Here is an 18,678-nt window from a genome sequence, read left to right on the forward strand (position 1 = left end):
AGCATAAGCCCGACAACTAATGAATGGTAAGGTGATTGTAATGAAGCTCAGACCGCATTTGAAAATAGAAGCAAAAGGAACAGGATCCGTCTCATTTTTTAGCGAAGACTGGCTGACAGCACAGCAGGCACGTTTGCTCGCCAGAGAACTTGGACGTTTTCCATACATGAAAGAGCTAGAGTTCGAAGACGAGAAAGGCGGCAGCTGGATGCTGAAGGAATTGGAAAAGCTGACAGAGGAGCTTGCTCAAGAGCCTGATGACATTACTGTTTATTTTGACGGCAGTTTCGATAAGGAGAGCGAACTGGCCGGTCTCGGGATCGTCATCTATTATTCATTGGGAGGAACCCGGCATCGCTTGAGAAAAAATAAAAGCTTCCGGCTGAAAACCAATAATGAAGCTGAATACGCAGCGCTTTATGAAGCAATAAGAGAAGTAAGAGAGCTTGGGGCAAGCAGAAATTCAATTACAATCAAAGGGGACTCGCTTGTCGTGCTGAATCAGCTTGACGGCAGCTGGCCTTGTTATGATCCATCTCATAATGAATGGCTGGACAAAATAGAAGCACTCCTTGAATCGCTGAAGCTTACTCCAACCTACGAAACAATACAACGAAAAGACAATCAGGAAGCTGACGGCCTCGCTAAAAAAATTCTATCCCATCAATTCGTAGAAAGCCACACGAAATTAGACCGTAACGGAGATGACGATATTGGATAAGAAAATGATCTTTAAAGAACTGACAGAATTGCACGATGAATATTGCAAGGACTGTTTTATTAAGAAGCAGTTTCGCAAAGAATTTGGCAAAACTTATGCGCATTCATTTTGTATCAATAAATGTACGGTTGGTGAAAAGCTGAAACAATACGGAGATGTCTTAACCAATCACTAAAAATAAAAACCGCAGAAGCTGCGGTTTTTATTCTTTGAATTCATCCAGCTGATGCTCGCTGTCATCTAGCAGTTGCTGTTGCTGCTTTACAAATTCAGGATCATCGAGAGCTGCCAGCTCTTCAGATTGTGACAGTTCTCTAGCATCCTCAATGGCTTGGTATGCAGAGTCAACTAATGTTTTGCTTTGGCCTCTCGTCGCGGCTCCTGTTGTTTTCTGCGCTGTTTCCACCGCTAGTTCCAGCTGCCGCTTATCCGTAAAGCCAGTCTGATCCTCATTATGAAATTCTGAAGTCACCAAAAACACCTCCGCCATTATTTTGCAGAGTTTTTTTGAAATTTATGTACCAAAATAGAAAAGAAAATAAAAATAAGCCGATATAACTATTGAACCAGAATAAATAGGACCGTTTTACTATTTGAGGTATCTTGATAGAGAAGGGGAACGCAGCTATGGATGATAAAGACTTGAAGTTGATCCTTCACAAAACATTTATAGAAATATACAGTGATTTAGAAGAACTGGCGGATATCGCGAAAAAAGGAAAACCATCAATGGAAAAGTATGTTGAAGAGATTGAACAGAGGTGTAAACAAAACATTTTGGCGATTGAAATCCAGATGAAAATCAAATAGGAGAGGCGAATGCCTCTCCTCTATTTGTCATCTCATCATCATGTATTGAGTTTAGAGTTTTACAACATTAGAAGCTTGAGGTCCACGATTACCTTCGACAATTTCAAAAGAAACTTCTTGTCCTTCTTCTAATGATTTGTATCCATCTCCTTCGATAGCTGTGAAGTGAACAAATACATCGTCTCCGCCTTCAACTTCAATGAAGCCGAATCCTTTTTCGTTGTTGAACCATTTTACTTTACCGTTTTGCATATTGCTTAATTCCTCCTAGTACTGTAGCACCCATGTGCTAAAAAAAATTTTGTCATCATTTAACTTTGATTCATTGTTAAATGATGGTTCAACTATACACCATCTGGGAGCACCCGTCAAGTTGCGAAACGGCTTATTTTTCAAAAGAAGGGCAAGTTCCATAAAAAATGTAACCGCTTTTATTGATGGCTGAATATAAATAAAAAGAGCACACGATTTTCGTATGCTCTCAAGTACGCCATTACGATAGCACTTTGGCTTTTTGTTTGGCAGTCATCATTTCTGATTCCTTCAGGATATCCTCTAAAATCACTTCAGAGGAGTTTGCTAAATGAAGGTCCTTAATGTTTTTCTTCATGCGATGCAAGGTATCTTCATCTGCAAGAAGGGAAGTGACTGATTCGAGAATCTCTTCATGACGGTTCACAACGATGGCAGCTCCGCGGTCTTCAAAGAAGTTTGCATTTTCTTTTTCCTGGCCAGGCACGGGTTTGTACAGAATGACAGGCACTCCAATGGCTGTGGCTTCTGTCAAAGTAATGCCGCCGGGCTTGGTAATCATGCAATCTGTGATCCGAAATAGCTCATCAATGCGCTCCACATAGCCCAGAACTTTTAATTTGTCACCATTTTCCGCCTCAAGCGCACTCAAAGATTCTTTTAAAGCCGTATTTTTCCCGCACACGACAACCACTTGCACTTGGTCATCCTTGACAAGGTTTTCGCACAGCTCTTTTACGTTCTTTAATACACCGTGGGCACCTGCCATGATCAGAAGCACTTTTTTGTTTGGTGAAAGATTGTACTTTTTATATATCGGGCCAACCGGCATGGATTCTTCAAATTGCGGCCTGATTGGAATTCCTGTGATTTTTACATTGCTTGGATGAGTGCCGATCTCCAGCAGTTTTTCCTTCACGTAATCTGTCGCCACATAATATTTATCCACGTTTTCGTGAACCCAAATTTTATGAAGACAAAAATCAGTCATAACGTTGAAGGTAGGAATGACTCTTCCAGTTCGGCGTCTGTATTCCGGCACGACGATCATCGGAAATGTATTAATAATAATATCGGGCTGATGTTCATCGACAAGTTCGCCCAATCTTTTATTACCCATTTTAAAGTAAATATTGAATTTACGTTTATTATAGATTTTGTCAACTCCGTAATAAAACAAACGATAAAACTGTTTCCCGATTGAGAAGCTTTTTAAATAAAGGTATTGAGTTACCTCTGAAACAATCGGATTTGACTCTTGGTACAAATTAGAAACTGTTACATGCTGAAAGCCGAGCCGTACACATTGTTCATAAAGTGTTTTGGCTACCTGCACATGTCCATTTCCGTAATTTGCAGTCAAAATTAATACTCTTTTATTGGTATTCAAGTAAATTCACCTCAATGTAATCAACAACAAGCAAGCTTCATGCATCGTAAGGAGTTATTGTCTATACATAAACATAACACAAATACATAATCGAATTATTAATGCAGTGAAAAAGTTAAGCTAATTTTAAATGATTTGGATTCCAGTATTTTAAATTTTTGTTATACGCAGACTGAATCAGATGTATTTTATCATATTTTTTGCTCAGCGTATCACTAAAAAAAGAAAAATTAGTCCCATTCATAAGGAGTTTCTTGGTAAACGTAATAATTCAGCCAATTCATAAACAATAATGTGGCATGCGCTTTCCAGCGATTCACTGGCTCGTTGCTGCCTTTTGCAAAATAATGTTTAGGCTCCTCGACAGTAGAAAGGTTTCGTTCCAAATCTCTTTCATACTCTTGAAGAAGCGTATTTGTATCATATTCAGGGTGCCCTGTCAAAAAGACTTGTTTTTCGTCTTTTGACACAATTAAGCAAACCCCGGCTTCCTTTGATGCGGTAAGAATGTTTAAATCGGGCACTGCTTGAAGCTGTTCCATATTTATATCTGTATGCCGGGAATGCGGCACGTAGTATAGCTCGTCAAAACCTCTTACCAATCTTTCGTGTTTTGAAAGAACGGTATGTTCGAACACACCGAAGATTTTTTTCGGCATTTGAATTTTTTCAACACCGTAATGGTAGTACAAACCTGCTTGAGCACCCCAGCAAATATGCAAGGTTGAAGTGACATTTGTTTTGCTCCACTCCATGATTTCCTTGAGCTCTTCCCAATATGAAACCTCTTCAAACGCCAAATGCTCGATCGGCGCACCGGTGATAATCATGCCGTCAAACCTCTTGTGACGGATATTGGAAAAAGTCGTGTAAAATTCGTCAAGGTGTTCTCTCGCAGTATTTTTCGGCGTGTGTGTGCTTGGGATTAAAAATGTGAAATGAACCTGTAAAGGCGAATTTCCAAGCAATCTGAGAAGCTGAGTCTCTGTTTGGATTTTTTTCGGCATCAAATTTAATATAATAATTTTTTGCGGCCGGATATCCTGATGAAATGCTCTGCTTTCATCCATTACAAATATCTGTTCACTTTCAAGCACCTGTTTTGCCGGCAGGTGTGTTGGTATATTAATAGGCAACGTGCCACCTCCATTATTTCCCCGTTTAATTTTCTTCATTATAGGAATTTTCACGCCAATTTTCAATCTATCTATACGTGTTGAGGGGAAACAACAGAAAACTCTTTAAATAAAACGCACTGACACGCCTTTTGGTTTCACAGTAAAATGATTTTCAAAGATGTCAGAGGGAATTGTAATGTTTTATAGAATGATAAGATAAAAAATGAGCGATATGAATTGATAATGAACGGACGCTCATATCGTTAGGTTTCTTATGAGTTCTTAATTGATGTTTACATTTTGAATTGCGATTTAAAAAAGGTAAAATAATCAGCACCAGGGACATAGGAGGGACTTACATGTCTATTTATCATATGAAGGTACGTACAATCACAGGGAAAGACATGACACTTCAGCCTTTCGCGGGAAAGGTACTGATGATCGTGAATACAGCAAGTAAGTGCGGTTTTACTCCCCAATTAAAGCAGCTGCAGGAATTATATGATACATATCAGCAGGAGGGGCTGGAGATCTTAGGGTTTCCCTGCAATCAATTCATGAACCAAGAGCCTGATGAAGAGGCTGACATACAGGAATTTTGTGAAACAAATTACGGTGTTACATTTCCTATGTTTTCAAAAGTGGATGTAAACGGGAAAAATGCCCACCCGCTGTTTGTGTATTTGACAGAACATGCGAAAGGGATGCTGGGAACTAAGGCGATCAAGTGGAATTTCACGAAATTTATAGTGGATAGAAATGGAGAAATCGTTGGCCGTTATTCACCAAATACAAATCCGAAAGAGCTGGAAAACGATATCGTGAAGCTATTAGAGCAATAAAAAGAGGGTGTTTTTATGAAGGAATTGAAGCAGGCAGAGCAAATCAGGACATGGGTTCAATCTATCCTGACTGACGAAAGCTCTGGACATGACTGGCATCATGTATCAAGAGTAGCAGATCTTGCAGCGTATATTGGAGAAAAGGAAAAAGCGGATTTGTTCATTGTTGAAACGGCGGCTTTGGTTCATGATTTAATTGATGTGAAGCTGCCTGACACGGTCAGGCTTTCTGTGAGCGAAGTATATGATCAGCTCGTTTTTTTCGGAGTAGGAAAAGATAATGCTGACAGGGTGATTCATATTATAACAAGGATGTCCTTTCGGGACAGGGGGAAATTGGCGAAGGAGCCGCTCTCAATTGAAGGAAAAGCCGTACAGGATGCTGACAGACTTGATGCGATTGGTGCTGTCGGCATTGCGAGAGCTTTCATGTTTGCGGGCGCAAAAGGGCATGGCCTTTATGGAGATGAGCAAAGCGCCTACGCTCATTTTTTTCATAAGCTGTTGCGGCTGAAAGATATGATGAATACAGACACTGCACGGGAACTGGCAGAAGAAAGACACAATTTTATGCTTCAGTTTGTCCGCCAATTAGAAAAAGAAATACCCGGGATTGATGCCAAAACGTCGTAATAGAAGGCTTGGAGCGACTATGATAGAATAAGTCACAGATATGCTATAGGAGGACGATCATGAAGATAAAATCAATTGAACCTACACCAAGCCCGAATACAATGAAAGTCATCTTAACGGAAGAGCTTCCGGCGGGCAAAAGCAATAACTATAAACCTGAGCAAGCAGAAGGCGCACCGCCTGTTATAGAGGAAATTCTTAAAATAGATGGAGTTAAAGGGGTATATCACGTCGCAGATTTTCTTGCTGTTGAACGGAATGCAAGATACGACTGGAAAGACATATTACCGCAAGTCCGCACTGCATTTGGGATGGAAAGTGCTGAAAGCGGAGAAGAAAATCGTTCTGATCAAGAATCTTTTGGAGAGGTAAAAGTTTTTGTGCAGATGTTCAGCGGCATTCCTATGCAAGTTAAATTAACCGATGGAGAGCGGGAAGAACGCTTCGGCTTACCTGAACGCTTTCAGCAGGCGATCTTAAAACTTAGATCTGAAGCTTCCAATGTTGTGTTTGAGCGGGCTTGGAAAGAACAAGGTGTCAGATTCGGTGACTTTGATGAAATCGGCCATGACGTGACAGAAGAGCTTCAGGCGGCATACAGTGATGAACGGCTGAAACGACTGACTGAAGCAGCCGCTCAAGGAAAGGGCGAAGCAAAACAAACTGTACAGCGCAAAGCGTATAAAGTAACGCTTGACATGCTGGATGATGAGGACTGGAAAAAGCGTTATGCACACTTGGAACAGATGGATCCGAAAGAAGAGGATATCCCGGTTTTACAGAAGGCATTGGATGATCCAAAGGTGTCCATCAGAAGACAGGCTGTTGTGTACTTAGGGATGATTGAAACACCTGATGTTCTTCCTCTATTGTATAAAGCACTTGAGGACAAAGCTGTATCAGTCAGAAGAACGGCCGGAGACTGCCTGTCTGATATCGGCGATCCTCAAGCCATTCCCGCTATGATCAAGTCGTTAAGCGACTCCAGCAAGCTTGTTCGCTGGCGTGCGGCCATGTTCCTGTACGAAGTCGGCGATGAAAGTGCAATTGAAGCTTTGCGCGCTGCCGAAGATGACCCCGAATTTGAGGTCAGCCTTCAAGTCAAAATGGCGCTTGAACGTATTGAGCATGGAGAAGAAGCAAAAGGTTCTGTTTGGAAACAAATGACGGAAAGCAGAAAAAAAGGCGAATAAAGATAAAAAAGGTGCAGATCATGCACCTTTTTTATGTGAATTCACTTTTTATAAAAATTATTTCGAATATTGTTGAAAAATATCCGAAAACTATTTATAGTAAGTAACAATATTAATGGTTGGAGGGTTCAAATCGAAAGAAAGCTATATAAATATAAAAACACGAAAGAACAAAACAAGGTGAGGGCGGCCTGTATTTATCTTATTTGCAAAAACAGCCCATAAATAAACTGAAAATTGTCAAAATAAAATCCAATCAAACAATTGAAAGAATTTAGGAGGATCACCATGGCAGAATTACGCAGTAATATGATCACACAAGGAATCGATAGAGCTCCGCACCGCAGTTTGCTTCGTGCAGCAGGAGTAAAAGAAGAGGATTTCGGCAAGCCGTTTATTGCGGTGTGTAATTCATACATTGATATCGTTCCCGGTCATGTTCACTTGCAGGAGTTTGGGAAAATCGTAAAAGAAGCAATCAGAGAAGCAGGGGGCGTTCCGTTTGAATTTAATACCATTGGGGTAGATGATGGTATCGCAATGGGGCATATCGGTATGAGATATTCGCTGCCAAGCCGTGAAATTATCGCAGACTCTGTGGAAACGGTTGTATCCGCACATTGGTTTGACGGAATGGTCTGTATTCCGAACTGCGACAAAATCACACCGGGAATGCTTATGGCGGCAATGCGCATCAACATTCCGACGATTTTTGTCAGCGGCGGACCGATGGCGGCAGGAAGAACAAGTGACGGGCGAAAAATCTCCCTTTCCTCAGTATTCGAAGGGGTAGGCGCCTACCAAGCAGGGAAAATCAACGAAAACGAGCTTCAAGAACTAGAGCAGTTCGGATGCCCAACGTGCGGGTCTTGCTCAGGCATGTTTACGGCGAACTCAATGAACTGTCTGTCAGAAGCACTTGGTCTTGCCTTGCCGGGTAATGGAACCATTCTGGCGACATCTCCGGAACGCAAAGAGTTTGTGAGAAAATCGGCTGCGCAATTAATGGAAACGATTCGCAAAGATATCAAACCGCGTGATATCGTTACAGTAAAAGCGATTGATAACGCGTTTGCACTCGATATGGCGCTCGGAGGTTCTACAAATACCGTTCTTCATACGCTTGCCCTTGCAAACGAAGCCGGCGTTGAATACTCTTTAGAACGCATTAACGAAGTCGCTGAGCGCGTGCCGCACTTGGCCAAGCTGGCGCCTGCATCGGATGTGTTTATTGAAGATCTTCATGAAGCGGGCGGCGTGTCAGCGGCTCTGAATGAGCTTTCCAAGAAAGAAGGAGCGCTTCATTTAGATGCGCTGACTGTTACAGGAAAAACTCTTGGAGAAACCATTGCCGGACATGAAGTAAAGGATTATGACGTCATTCATCCGCTGGATCAACCATTCACTGAAAAGGGTGGCCTTGCTGTTTTATTCGGTAATCTAGCTCCGGACGGCGCTATCATTAAAACAGGCGGCGTACAGAATGGGATTACAAGACACGAAGGGCCGGCTGTCGTATTCGATTCTCAGGACGAGGCGCTTGACGGCATTATCAACCGAAAAGTAAAAGAAGGCGACGTTGTTATCATCAGATATGAAGGGCCAAAAGGCGGACCTGGCATGCCGGAAATGCTGGCGCCAACATCCCAAATCGTTGGAATGGGACTCGGACCAAAAGTGGCATTGATTACGGACGGACGTTTTTCCGGAGCCTCCCGTGGCCTCTCAATCGGCCACGTATCACCTGAGGCAGCTGAGGGCGGGCCGCTTGCCTTTGTTGAAAACGGAGACCATATTATCGTTGATATTGAAAAACGTATCTTGGATGTACAAGTGCCAGAAGAAGAGTGGGAAAAACGAAAAGCGAACTGGAAAGGTTTTGAACCGAAAGTGAAAACCGGCTACCTGGCACGTTATTCTAAACTTGTGACGAGTGCCAACACCGGCGGTATTATGAAAATCTAGACAGCTGGGGACACTTTCTTTTATTTTAAGGCGTGAACATTTGAAATCCGGCCCTCTCTATAGTATCCTTTACTTCAGATGAAGGATACTAGAGGGGGGCTTTTTTTATGTCAATGGCTTATGAAGAATACATGCGCCAGCTTGTCGTACCGATGCGCCGCGAGCTGACTGGAGCAGGTTTTGAAGAGTTAACAACAGCGGAAGAAGTAGAAAACTTTATGGAAAAGGCAGAGGGCACAACTCTTGTAGTCGTTAACTCTGTATGCGGCTGTGCGGCAGGCCTTGCGCGTCCTGCGGCTACACAGGCAGTCCTCCAGAATGACAAAACACCTGACAATACGGTGACTGTTTTTGCGGGCCAAGATAAAGAAGCTACTGCGAAAATGCGTGAGTATTTTACTGGCCAGGAGCCTTCTTCACCATCAATGGCTCTTTTGAAAGGCAAAGAAGTCGTACATTTTATTCCGCGTCATGAAATTGAAGGACACGATATGGAAGAAATTATGAGAAATCTGACTGCTGCCTTCGATGCGCACTGCTAAATGCCCGTTCTCCGGGCATTTTCTTTTTGGGAGTACAGAAGATGATAACAACAAGCTATAGACCGTCTGAACACACCATAAAAACTGCAAAGCAGCTTTCTAAAGAGCTAAATATGCCATACTGCGGACGGAATAAACAAACGGTTGAACACCTGTTGAAGTCAGCTGAACGTGATTTGCTAGTGGTCGGCAAAGAGCGGTTTGAGCTGTATACGAAACAAGGTGCCAAATTCTTTTTTCATCCAAATACAGCGATGTTCAGAGCCAAACGCTTCTTACAGGGAGAGCAAGAGCCTATGCTTCGGGCTGCCGGCTTATCTGAAGGGGATGCGTTTTTAGATTGCACACTCGGGCTGGGGTCAGATGCCATTATCGCAAGTATGGCAGTAGGCGAAACGGGTTCTGTTGTTGGGATTGAAAAAAACCATCTTGTGTCTGTTTTAGTGAGGATGGGGCTGCATTCATGGGAAACGGGTATAGAAGAGCTTCAAGCTGCGATGAGAAGAATCCAGGTGAAGAATGGTGATTGCTTAGAATACATCAAGCAGCTTCCTGACAACTCTGTTGATGTGGTTTATTTCGATCCAATGTTTCATGAACCTGTAGAGACCTCTGACGGCATCGCGCCTTTACGTGATTTGGCAGAGGATTCCGTTTTGCACGAAGGATGTATCAATGAAGCGGTACGAGTCGCCAGAAAAAGCGTTGTGCTAAAAGACCACTGGAAAAGCCCGCGATTTGAACAGTTTGGTTTTAACGTCATGAAAAGAAAAACAGCACTGTTCCATTATGGCGTCATTCAAACAAGCCCGTGATTCATATCACGGGCTTTCTGTTAATCGGTGACCTCCATGACGACAAAGTATAACAATGTTAAGAGTGAAACTGTGGCAAACAGAGCGTCAATCATGCGGAAAGCCTCCTTTCATGGAATATTGTAAGCGTTTTTACACAAAGTGCATAGCAACGAATCTCCTAATTTGCATATCAGTTTCATATAGTACATGACTTGCATGTTTTGGATGTGCTAAAATAAGAGAAACATGACAATAAAATAGAGAGGAATAAGCAGTCATGAAATTGTGGATGAGAAAGACCCTTGTGGTTTTATTTACCATTGTAACGTTCGGGCTCGTATCTCCTCCGGCTGCCCTTATGGCGGACAAGCCTTCCGGACAGCCGAGCAGTCTTGAGCAGAATGATTACACCGCTTTTTATGATGAGCATGACCTGTACGATGATGAGTCGGATGACAGGCGAGATCCTGAACTGCTTTTTCAATCGTACAAGGAACAGCTCCTTGACAGCGCTGAGGATCAGTCCTTTTTAAAATTCGGCAGCAGAATCGCTCCTGTCATTGAGGATGACTATCGGAAAGAGATCCTGCCAAAAATCGAAAAAGTGATTAGTGATTATTTAGCGACATTGCAAGATGATGAGGCGTACCAAGATGTTGTGATCTCAAGCATGCCTTCAGCGGGCAAAACGGAAAAAATTTTCAACGTTTACAATCGGACAACTGGAGAAGATCTTCTCAGATTCCATGTGCGAAGAGACCACCCGCCTCATGACGGCTACTGGTTTAATTTTCATTATCATACAGCAGAAGATGGATTTCAATCACATCATGAGCTTGGGAGTATTTACTGGGACCGCAACACGCCTCCCAACTGGATGAGTGCCTAAAGGAGATGCCATTAGACATGAAAAAGTACACAATGAATGAAATGGTCGATATAACAAAGGATATGCTGAACAAACGGGGCGTTATGATAGAAGATATTGCACGGATTGTTCAAAAACTTCAGGAAAAATACAATCCAAATCTGCCGCTCAGTGTTTGCATGGAGAATGTAGAAAAAGTCCTGAACAAACGTGAAATTATTCATGCTGTTTTGACAGGCCTTGCACTCGATCAGCTTGCAGAACAGAAGTTTCTCCCCGAACCGCTGCAGCACCTTGTTGAAACGGATGAACCGCTTTACGGCATAGATGAAATTATCCCGCTTTCCATCGTTAATGTGTACGGGTCGATCGGTTTGACCAATTTCGGTTATTTGGATAAAGAGAAGATTGGAATTATTAAGGAACTTGATGAAAGTCCAGACGGTATTCACACCTTTTTGGATGATATTGTGGCAGCTCTTGCTGCAGCAGCGGCGAGCAGAATTGCACATACGCATCAGGATCTGCAAGATGAAGAAAAAGAACAGGATGAAAAGCCTGTCGTCAGCTGACTATAAAAAAATCATTTCTGGGTTCAGAAATGATTTTTTATTGTGTTACACTACTAGAAGACTACTTTTAAAGGATGAAAAAAATGAAACAGTTTAAGGATTTATGCAGACATGTTTTAGAGCAAAAAGGGGCGGTAAGCGTATGATTTCATTCATTTTTGCGATGGATGCCAACAGGCTTATCGGCAAAGACAATGATTTGCCGTGGCATTTGCCCAATGATCTTGCATACTTTAAGAAAGTAACATCGGGCCATTCAATCATTATGGGCCGAAAAACATTTGAATCGATCGGACGTCCGCTTCCAAATCGGAAAAATATTGTCGTTACCTCAGCGCCGTCTTCAGAATTTCCGGGATGCACGGTTGTCGGTTCATTAAAGGATGTACTGGACATTTGTTCAGGCCCTGAAGAATGCTTTGTGATCGGAGGGGCTCAGCTCTATACGGACCTTTTCCCTTATGCGGACAGACTGTATATGACGAAAATTCATCACGAGTTTGAGGGTGACCGTCACTTCCCTAAATTTGATGAATCCAATTGGAAGCTGGTTTCTTCTGAGCAGGGGATCAAAGACGAAAAAAACCCGTATGATTACGAATTTCTAATGTATGAAAAAAAGAATTCTTCTAAAGCGGGAGGATTTTAATTGGTTCGCTACAGCCTTCTGGTGGTTTATATTGTGTATATGCTGTTAAAAAATATGAAACAATTATTTAATCAAACAATGCTCGATCCCCGTCTATCATACAAAAAACAGATGACTCTTGTGTACGAACAGCCAAAGGCGTTTTTGGAAGGCTGTATCGGCATATCCGGTTCAGTTGTGACGATCCATCAGCCAGAGCCAATACCACACGGTCCTGTTTTGTATGTGCATCCCCGTTTGCATTTGGCTGAACTGGCCTTAATTGCTGGATATATTGAGGAACCGGCCGGCTTTATCGCCAACCCAAAAGTGTTCCGCTTGCCTTTTATCGGGCAATGGCTGGATCGGATGGATGTGATTTCAGACGGTGATTCAGAAAAGGTATATGAAGATGTGACAAAACAGCTGGAAAAGGGACAAAGCCTGATTCTTTCACTAGATGGTTCTATTGATCCTGTAGAACTTGCGGCCCGCTATCATCTTCCGTTGGTGATGGTGGAAACGAAAGGAACAGATAACATGCAAAAGGGCTCGTTTTTTAAACGCTTAAAACCGGCAGACATTGAATTGTCCTTTTCAAAAGCTTATATACCTGCCAATGAAAAACAATTACGTGCATAAAAAAAGCGCAGTCGTTAAGACTGCGCTTTTCTGTTACTGTTACGAAAGGAACGGCACTTTTACACAATAGAAGAGCACGCAGAAAAACATGGCGGCGCTCCCGCCCAATACAAAGCTGTGCCAAATGGCGTGATGGAAGGGGATCTTTTTCCAAATGTAAAAGATGGTCCCGACAGAGTATAAAATGCCGCCGAGAAAAAGGAGGCTGAATCCCGCTCCGCTCAGTGAAACATATAAAGGTTTAACTGCAATAATCATCAGCCACCCCATGACTAAATACACGAAGGTTGACAATAGGATAAACCGTTTCACAAAGAAAATTTTAAAAACGATTCCGCCTAGGGCAAGTGACCATACGATAACCAACAGGGTAAAGCCGAGTGTGCCTTTCAGCGGCCCAAGCAAAAAAGGCGTGTAGGTTCCGGCGATGAGTACGTAAATCGCGCTATGATCAATAATCTCCAAAATGTCCTTCGTTTTTTTATGTGTGATGCTGTGAAGCAGGGTGGAGCTCAAATATAACAGCAGCATAGAGACACCGAATATTGTAAAGCTGATAATGTCCCATGCAGACCCGTAATTAGCCGCAAATATGATTAGAAACACTAATGCTGGGATGGATAAGAGGACACCGATGCCGTGTGTAATCGCATTGGCGATCTCTTCTTTGATTGTAAACAAGTACATTCTCCTTTCGATCGCTAGATCATTTGATTTTTTAACGTCTCTATAAAGCTCAAGCCCTCAAAGGTAATTTTTGTGCCTGCGCGTCCGCGGCTTTTGGTGACATAATCTTTTTTCTCCAAATAGTCGAGACGGCTTCTGACCTGCTGAGGAGTTAACGAGGTTTGGGTATTTTTGCTGTGTTCAGAAATGATCCGTCTGCTGGCAGGTTCTCCTTTTTCGTTCAATACTTTTATTGTTTCCAAAATAAACAAAAACTCAGCTTTTTCCATTAAAGTCAGCAGCTTCGCTTTTTTCTTCGACGTTTTTCTGTCTATCGCGCCTCTAATATACGGCGGCAGGTCATATGGCTGAATCGTTCCCCCGCTTGATACTGCCGCCATATAATCTGCAGCGTTTTTTAATTCCCTGACATTGCCTTCAAATGCATGCTTCTCAAGCACGGGAAAAACGGAGGGATCGATTAAGAATTGCTGACCGGAATTTGAGAGAAAATGCTGTGTCAAAAGCGGAATATCGCTTTTTCGTTCCGATAATTCGGGCAGTGTGAGCGTTAAAATGTTCAGTCTGTAGAATAAGTCTTGCCTGAATGTATGTTCCACGGATCGGTCTGCAGAAGCACAGATCATTCGCGGTTTCTCCGTGTCTGAATCAAGCGCTTTTAACAGCTGAGCTTGTACAGAAGCAGGCATGCGCCATACATCATCAAGAAAAAGGGTTCCTCGTACCGCTTTTTGAAAAACACCTGTGTTTCCGTTAGGGCCAAAAAGCTCATGAAAAAGGGTTTCTTCCGAATGGGTGCTGCAATTGACGCTCATAAACGGTTCATTGCTTCTCGAAGATTCCAAGTGTATGGCATGTGCGAAGTGATTTTTGCCTGTTCCGATTTTTCCTGTTATTAAGACAGGAAGCTCCGATAACGAGAACTGCTTGGCGATTCGCTTCGCTTCCAGAAAAGTTTGATGTTCTCCGATTAGATGTTGAAATGTATTGAGTTTTGGTGCACTATTCATCAATTGGCTCCTTTTGGTTCTAATTGGTTTCATTATATCATGCCTTTTGGTTGAAAACACCCTTTATTTTACGATCATCTTTTTTCTTGGCTCTGCAGGATAATGGTTGAACAGAAGTTACCACAAGATGTGGCGGACATAGTCTGTATTTTTTTAATTATTAAATAAAAATAATTGTCTTATTTTTTGAATATTCATGTTATAATGGCATATTAAATAGGGATTTAAAACAAGAAAGGAATCTGTACATGAAACCGTTGCTTAAAGAAAACTCTCTCATCCAAGTGAAAGACATTTTGAAGGCTCACCAAAACGTAAAGGACGTTGTCATTCACACACCTTTGCAGAGGAATGACAGACTTTCTGAGAGATATGAATGCAATATCTATTTAAAACGCGAAGACTTGCAAGTTGTCAGATCTTTTAAGCTCAGAGGGGCTTATCATAAAATGAAACAGCTTTCCAGCGAGCAGACAGAGAACGGAGTTGTGTGTGCAAGTGCCGGAAACCACGCTCAAGGTGTGGCATTTTCGTGTAAACATCTTGGCATTCACGGAAAAATTTTTATGCCGTCTACTACACCGAGACAAAAAGTATCTCAAGTTGAACTATTCGGAAAAGGATTTATCGACATTATTTTGACAGGCGATACGTTTGACGACGCGTATAAAAGCGCTGCTGAATGCTGTGAGGCGGAATCTCGGACGTTTATCCATCCGTTCGATGATCCGGATGTGATGGCCGGACAGGGAACGCTCGCAGTCGAGATTTTAAACGACATTGATACAGAACCGCATTTTCTTTTTGCAAGTGTCGGTGGCGGCGGCCTTCTCTCTGGGGTAGGTACATATTTGAAAAACGTGTCTCCTGATACAAAGGTAATTGCTGTTGAGCCGGCGGGAGCGGCATCCTACTTTGAATCAAACAAAGCTGGGCATGTCGTCACACTTGATAAAATTGATAAGTTTGTAGATGGTGCGGCTGTTAAAAAAATTGGCGAAGAAACCTTCCGGACGCTGGAAACTGTCGTTGATGACATTCTCCTTGTGCCTGAAGGAAAAGTATGTACATCCATTCTTGAATTATATAACGAATGTGCGGTTGTTGCTGAACCGGCTGGAGCTCTTTCTGTCGCAGCGCTTGATTTGTACAAGGATGAAATTAAAGGGAAAAACGTGGTGTGTGTGGTAAGCGGGGGCAATAACGATATCGGAAGAATGCAGGAAATGAAGGAGCGTTCCTTGATTTTTGAAGGTCTTCAGCATTATTTTATCGTCAACTTTCCGCAAAGAGCGGGGGCGCTCCGCGAATTTCTTGACGAAGTCCTCGGACCGAATGATGACATTACAAGGTTTGAATATACGAAGAAAAATAATAAAAGCAATGGACCTGCTCTTGTCGGCATCGAGCTGCAGAACAAAGCCGATTATGGGCCGCTGATTGAACGGATGAACAAAAAACCGTTTCATTATGTAGAGGTGAACAAGGATGAGGACTTGTTCCATTTGCTAATCTAATTTTTTTACACAACCGCGCAAAATGACAGACAGCCCGGCTGGCATCATATATAATAGAAGAAAAACAAAAAAGAGGATTGATAGCTTGTTACTCAAAAGCCTAGAGTTCAAACGCGATGACGGGATTCAGGTGAAAGTGACAGAAATACCTGTATTAAAGGAAGATGAGCACTATTTCTTTATGTTACATCACCATTTGCAATTCTACTTAAAAGAAGTGTTTTCATCAAACAGCAGGGCAAAAGTGTATTCTTTCCGACATTATATGAAGCGCCGGATGAAGTGGGCAGATTATCAGGCTGTATTTCATCAAGAGGTGTTAAAGCACAACGCGTAACATGCCGTTTTTTACCTGCATGCCCTCCTTTGTAATCGTTAATGGGGAGGCATGCAGGATTTTTTTTGCTCAGTATCGAATACAAACATGGGACAGTAAGGACGGTTTTAGAAAGCGTTTTTATGCTGGCTGGAAAGGATGGATGTCATGAAGGTTATCAAGGGGTTAACGGCTGGGCTGATTTTTCTGTTTTTGTGTGCATGCGGAGGACAGCAGATTAAAAATCCGCTCAATTACGAGGTGGAGCCTTTTACATTTCAAAACCAAGACGGCAAGAACGTTTCTTTAGAGAGTTTAAAAGGAGAAGTATGGCTGGCGGATTTTATTTTTACCAATTGTGAAACTATATGTCCGCCAATGACCGCTCATATGACCGATCTGCAAAAAAAACTGAAAGCCGAAAATATAGATGTCCGCATCATATCATTTAGTGTTGATCCAGAAAACGATAAGCCGAAACAGCTGAAGAAATTTGCCGCAAATTATCCATTATCTTTTGATAACTGGGATTTTCTCACGGGATACAGCCAGAGTGAGATTGAGGAGTTCGCACTTAAGAGCTTTAAAGCGATCGTAAAGAAGCCGGAGGGAGAGGACCAAGTGATTCATCAATCTTCTTTTTGGTTAGTAGGCCCGAACGGCAAGGTGCTGAAAGATTATAATGGAGTGGAAAATACACCGTACGATGAAATTATCGCCGATGTAAAATCAGCAGGCGCACTCAAGGAAGTTAGAAGACTAGGCATTTGCAAATCTTCTAAAACATGATACACTTTCCACTAGTAGAATGGGAAGGAGCAACAAGATTGAAGCTGCGCATTTTTTCAATCATGGCCAGTTTGATTTTGCTTCTTACTGCGTGTACGAGCATACGTACATCATCTGAGGGAAAACAAAAAGCCCATGAAACGAAAACAAAAGAACACATTGTCATAGCGGCTGTCGGAGATTCGCTGACAGAAGGAGTCGGAGATCCCGACGGAAAGGGATATGTCGGCAAGGTGGCGGATTCTATCCGGTCAGATAAACAAGTCAAAACGGTCGACGTGAAAAATTATGCCGTAAAAGGGAACCGTTCGGATGATTTATTAGAAAAACTAAAAGATAAAAAGGTTCAAAAAGGCATAAAGGACGCAGATTATGTCTTTTTTACAATTGGCGGTAATGATTTGATGAAAATCCTTCGCCAAAACTTTCTGCAATTAACAGTTGAACCGTTTCAGGAAGCGGAAAAACCGTACGAAAAGCGCTTTGAAAAAATCATTTCTGAAATTCGCGAGCTGAATGATCACGCTGAGCTGATTTATGTCAGCATGTACAATCCGTTTACGTTTACATTATCAGAACTAAATGAAATAAATGGTGTCGTCACGGATTGGAACCATATTGCTGAAAAAGAGCTGAAAAAAGATAAACATGCAAAAATCGTTCATATCGAAGATTTGTTCAATCAAAAAAGTGACAGCAGCCGAATTTCTGAGGAAGATGATTTTCATCCTAATGGTACGGGTTATTCTCTTATCGCAAAGCGCGTCTATCAAGCCATTAAAAAAGAAGGATTACCGAAAGAGTAGGGTGACAGCATGAATAAGTGGAAGCGACTGTTTTTTATATTGCTTGCAATCAATTTTATCCTCGCCGCCGGGTTTGTGGCACTTGTTTTGCTCCCGGGGGAACAGGCTCAGGTGAAGGATTCATCTGAGAGCGAGTATGGATTTCAAGTGACAAGCACAAAAGAATCATTAGCTGCGTTTGTTAACTCATATTTAAACGACAAAGCATCAAACAAGCTTGATTATAAAGTAGAGATTGATGATGATGTTCATGTCGCAGGGAAAATCAAGGCATTTTCCACGTCTATTGATGCGTTTATCGCTTTTGAGCCGACTGTGAAAAAAAACGGTGATGTAGAGCTGAATGTCACGAAATTTTCGTTAGGGAAATTGAGTATACCAATTAGCTTTGTGTTAAATTATATGGACAGCTTTTATGAATTGCCGTCATTTGTCCATGTTCACCCCGGAGAAAAAAGCATTGAAGTGCGTTTGTCAGAAATGCCTTTAACGAATGGAATGTATGTCAAAGCGGATAAGATAAATTTAGAAAAAGATGAAATTGAGTTTTCCTATTACCATCCTAAACAATAGAGGTGAC

At 42.1% G+C, this 18,678-nt stretch carries 25 protein-coding genes; 18 read left to right on the forward strand and 7 right to left on the reverse strand.

What is annotated here, in order from left to right:
* The first annotated feature begins 40 nt into the window (after positions 1–40).
* Together PUN35_RS03610 and PUN35_RS03615 are read left to right on the forward strand one after the other, a co-directional pair.
* Positions 41–721, forward strand: coding sequence for a ribonuclease H family protein (locus PUN35_RS03610; protein WP_014480081.1), 681 nt, complete (start codon positions 41–43; stop codon positions 719–721).
* On the forward strand, positions 714–896 hold the full coding sequence (locus PUN35_RS03615) for a zinc-finger domain-containing protein (RefSeq protein WP_004399003.1): 183 nt from the start codon (positions 714–716) through the stop codon (positions 894–896). Before PUN35_RS03610 ends, PUN35_RS03615 begins: the two co-directional genes overlap by 8 nt.
* 27 nt (positions 897–923) lie before the next feature.
* On the opposite strand, the gene PUN35_RS03620 is transcribed toward PUN35_RS03615, so the two are convergent.
* Positions 924–1,193, reverse strand: coding sequence for a DUF2564 family protein (locus PUN35_RS03620; RefSeq protein ID WP_004398863.1), 270 nt, complete (start codon positions 1,191–1,193; stop codon positions 924–926).
* A gap of 155 nt (positions 1,194–1,348) precedes the next feature.
* On the opposite strand from PUN35_RS03620, the gene degR reads away from it, so the two are divergent.
* Positions 1,349–1,531 (forward strand): transcriptional regulator DegR, encoded by a 183-nt coding sequence (gene degR, locus PUN35_RS03625; protein WP_003230774.1) that lies wholly within the window; start codon positions 1,349–1,351, stop codon positions 1,529–1,531.
* Between the two features lie 51 nt (positions 1,532–1,582).
* Here degR and cspD read toward each other — a convergent pair whose 3' ends face one another.
* The 4 genes from cspD to metA form a co-directional block, all read right to left on the reverse strand.
* Positions 1,583–1,783 carry a cold-shock protein CspD gene (cspD, locus tag PUN35_RS03630; protein WP_003230776.1) on the reverse strand — a complete coding sequence of 67 codons (201 nt, stop codon included), beginning with the start codon at positions 1,781–1,783 and terminating at the stop codon, positions 1,583–1,585.
* 15 nt (positions 1,784–1,798) lie between these two features.
* Positions 1,799–1,945: a hypothetical protein gene (locus PUN35_RS03635; protein WP_120028300.1), complete on the reverse strand. Its 147-nt coding sequence runs from the start codon at positions 1,943–1,945 to the stop codon at positions 1,799–1,801.
* A 79-nt stretch (positions 1,946–2,024) separates the two neighbouring features.
* Entirely contained in the window at positions 2,025–3,173 is a 1,149-nt protein-coding gene (locus PUN35_RS03640; RefSeq protein WP_003246153.1) for a diglucosyl diacylglycerol synthase, read from the reverse strand.
* Between the two features lie 230 nt (positions 3,174–3,403).
* Positions 3,404–4,309, reverse strand: coding sequence for a homoserine O-acetyltransferase MetA (gene metA / locus PUN35_RS03645; protein ID WP_014480080.1), 906 nt, complete (start codon positions 4,307–4,309; stop codon positions 3,404–3,406).
* 341 nt (positions 4,310–4,650) lie between these two features.
* Here metA and PUN35_RS03650 point away from each other — a divergent pair, with 341 nt between their 5' ends.
* The 10 genes from PUN35_RS03650 to PUN35_RS03695 all read left to right on the forward strand — a co-directional run bounded on the left by PUN35_RS03650 (position 4,651) and on the right by PUN35_RS03695 (position 12,973).
* Entirely contained in the window at positions 4,651–5,133 is a 483-nt protein-coding gene (locus PUN35_RS03650) for a glutathione peroxidase (protein ID WP_014480079.1), read from the forward strand.
* A gap of 15 nt (positions 5,134–5,148) precedes the next feature.
* The gene (hdhQ, locus tag PUN35_RS03655; RefSeq protein WP_014480078.1) at positions 5,149–5,766 is read left to right on the forward strand and encodes an Mn(2+)-dependent (deoxy)ribonucleoside pyrophosphohydrolase; all 618 of its coding nucleotides are present in this window, start codon (positions 5,149–5,151) and stop codon (positions 5,764–5,766) included.
* A 59-nt stretch (positions 5,767–5,825) separates the two neighbouring features.
* The gene (locus tag PUN35_RS03660; RefSeq protein ID WP_014480077.1) at positions 5,826–6,959 is read left to right on the forward strand and encodes a conserved virulence factor C family protein; all 1,134 of its coding nucleotides are present in this window, start codon (positions 5,826–5,828) and stop codon (positions 6,957–6,959) included.
* A 288-nt stretch (positions 6,960–7,247) separates the two neighbouring features.
* Positions 7,248–8,924 carry a dihydroxy-acid dehydratase gene (gene ilvD, locus PUN35_RS03665; protein ID WP_009967560.1) on the forward strand — a complete coding sequence of 559 codons (1,677 nt, stop codon included), beginning with the start codon at positions 7,248–7,250 and terminating at the stop codon, positions 8,922–8,924.
* A gap of 107 nt (positions 8,925–9,031) precedes the next feature.
* Positions 9,032–9,466 (forward strand): bacilliredoxin BrxA, encoded by a 435-nt coding sequence (gene brxA / locus PUN35_RS03670; protein ID WP_014480075.1) that lies wholly within the window; start codon positions 9,032–9,034, stop codon positions 9,464–9,466.
* Positions 9,467–9,507: 41 nt separating this feature from the next.
* Positions 9,508–10,281, forward strand: a complete 774-nt coding sequence (locus PUN35_RS03675) for a class I SAM-dependent methyltransferase (protein ID WP_014480074.1) — start codon at positions 9,508–9,510, stop codon at positions 10,279–10,281.
* 259 nt (positions 10,282–10,540) lie between these two features.
* Positions 10,541–11,152: a YpjP family protein gene (locus PUN35_RS03680; RefSeq protein WP_031600609.1), complete on the forward strand. Its 612-nt coding sequence runs from the start codon at positions 10,541–10,543 to the stop codon at positions 11,150–11,152.
* A 17-nt stretch (positions 11,153–11,169) separates the two neighbouring features.
* Positions 11,170–11,703 carry a phosphatidylglycerophosphatase A family protein gene (locus tag PUN35_RS03685; protein WP_014480072.1) on the forward strand — a complete coding sequence of 178 codons (534 nt, stop codon included), beginning with the start codon at positions 11,170–11,172 and terminating at the stop codon, positions 11,701–11,703.
* Positions 11,704–11,845: 142 nt separating this feature from the next.
* Positions 11,846–12,352, forward strand: coding sequence for a dihydrofolate reductase DfrA (dfrA, locus tag PUN35_RS03690; protein ID WP_014480071.1), 507 nt, complete (start codon positions 11,846–11,848; stop codon positions 12,350–12,352).
* Positions 12,353–12,973 (forward strand): lysophospholipid acyltransferase family protein, encoded by a 621-nt coding sequence (locus PUN35_RS03695; RefSeq protein ID WP_014480070.1) that lies wholly within the window; start codon positions 12,353–12,355, stop codon positions 12,971–12,973.
* A gap of 39 nt (positions 12,974–13,012) precedes the next feature.
* On the opposite strand, the gene trhA is transcribed toward PUN35_RS03695, so the two are convergent.
* A complete protein-coding gene (gene trhA, locus PUN35_RS03700) occupies positions 13,013–13,654 on the reverse strand; it encodes a PAQR family membrane homeostasis protein TrhA (RefSeq protein WP_014480069.1) in 642 nt (213 codons plus the stop codon).
* A gap of 20 nt (positions 13,655–13,674) precedes the next feature.
* A complete protein-coding gene (locus PUN35_RS03705) occupies positions 13,675–14,670 on the reverse strand; it encodes a sigma 54-interacting transcriptional regulator (protein WP_014480068.1) in 996 nt (331 codons plus the stop codon).
* Positions 14,671–14,918: 248 nt separating this feature from the next.
* Between PUN35_RS03705 and ilvA the strand changes: the two genes are divergently transcribed.
* The 5 genes from ilvA to PUN35_RS03730 all read left to right on the forward strand — a co-directional run bounded on the left by ilvA (position 14,919) and on the right by PUN35_RS03730 (position 18,671).
* Positions 14,919–16,187 (forward strand): threonine ammonia-lyase IlvA, encoded by a 1,269-nt coding sequence (gene ilvA / locus PUN35_RS03710; protein ID WP_014480067.1) that lies wholly within the window; start codon positions 14,919–14,921, stop codon positions 16,185–16,187.
* A gap of 85 nt (positions 16,188–16,272) precedes the next feature.
* Entirely contained in the window at positions 16,273–16,524 is a 252-nt protein-coding gene (locus tag PUN35_RS03715) for a DUF2535 family protein (RefSeq protein ID WP_014480066.1), read from the forward strand.
* A gap of 147 nt (positions 16,525–16,671) precedes the next feature.
* Complete coding sequence (gene scuA, locus PUN35_RS03720) at positions 16,672–17,292, forward strand: cytochrome c oxidase assembly accessory protein ScuA (RefSeq protein ID WP_014480065.1); 621 nt, start codon at positions 16,672–16,674, stop codon at positions 17,290–17,292.
* Positions 17,293–17,330: 38 nt separating this feature from the next.
* Positions 17,331–18,098 (forward strand): SGNH/GDSL hydrolase family protein, encoded by a 768-nt coding sequence (locus tag PUN35_RS03725; RefSeq protein WP_003245956.1) that lies wholly within the window; start codon positions 17,331–17,333, stop codon positions 18,096–18,098.
* Between the two features lie 9 nt (positions 18,099–18,107).
* Complete coding sequence (locus tag PUN35_RS03730) at positions 18,108–18,671, forward strand: YpmS family protein (RefSeq protein ID WP_014480064.1); 564 nt, start codon at positions 18,108–18,110, stop codon at positions 18,669–18,671.
* Positions 18,672–18,678: the final 7 nt, after the last annotated feature.

It is taken from the genome of Bacillus sp. N3378-2at, from assembly GCF_033412715.1.
GTDB classification, from domain to species: Bacteria; Bacillota; Bacilli; order Bacillales; family Bacillaceae; genus Bacillus; species Bacillus subtilis.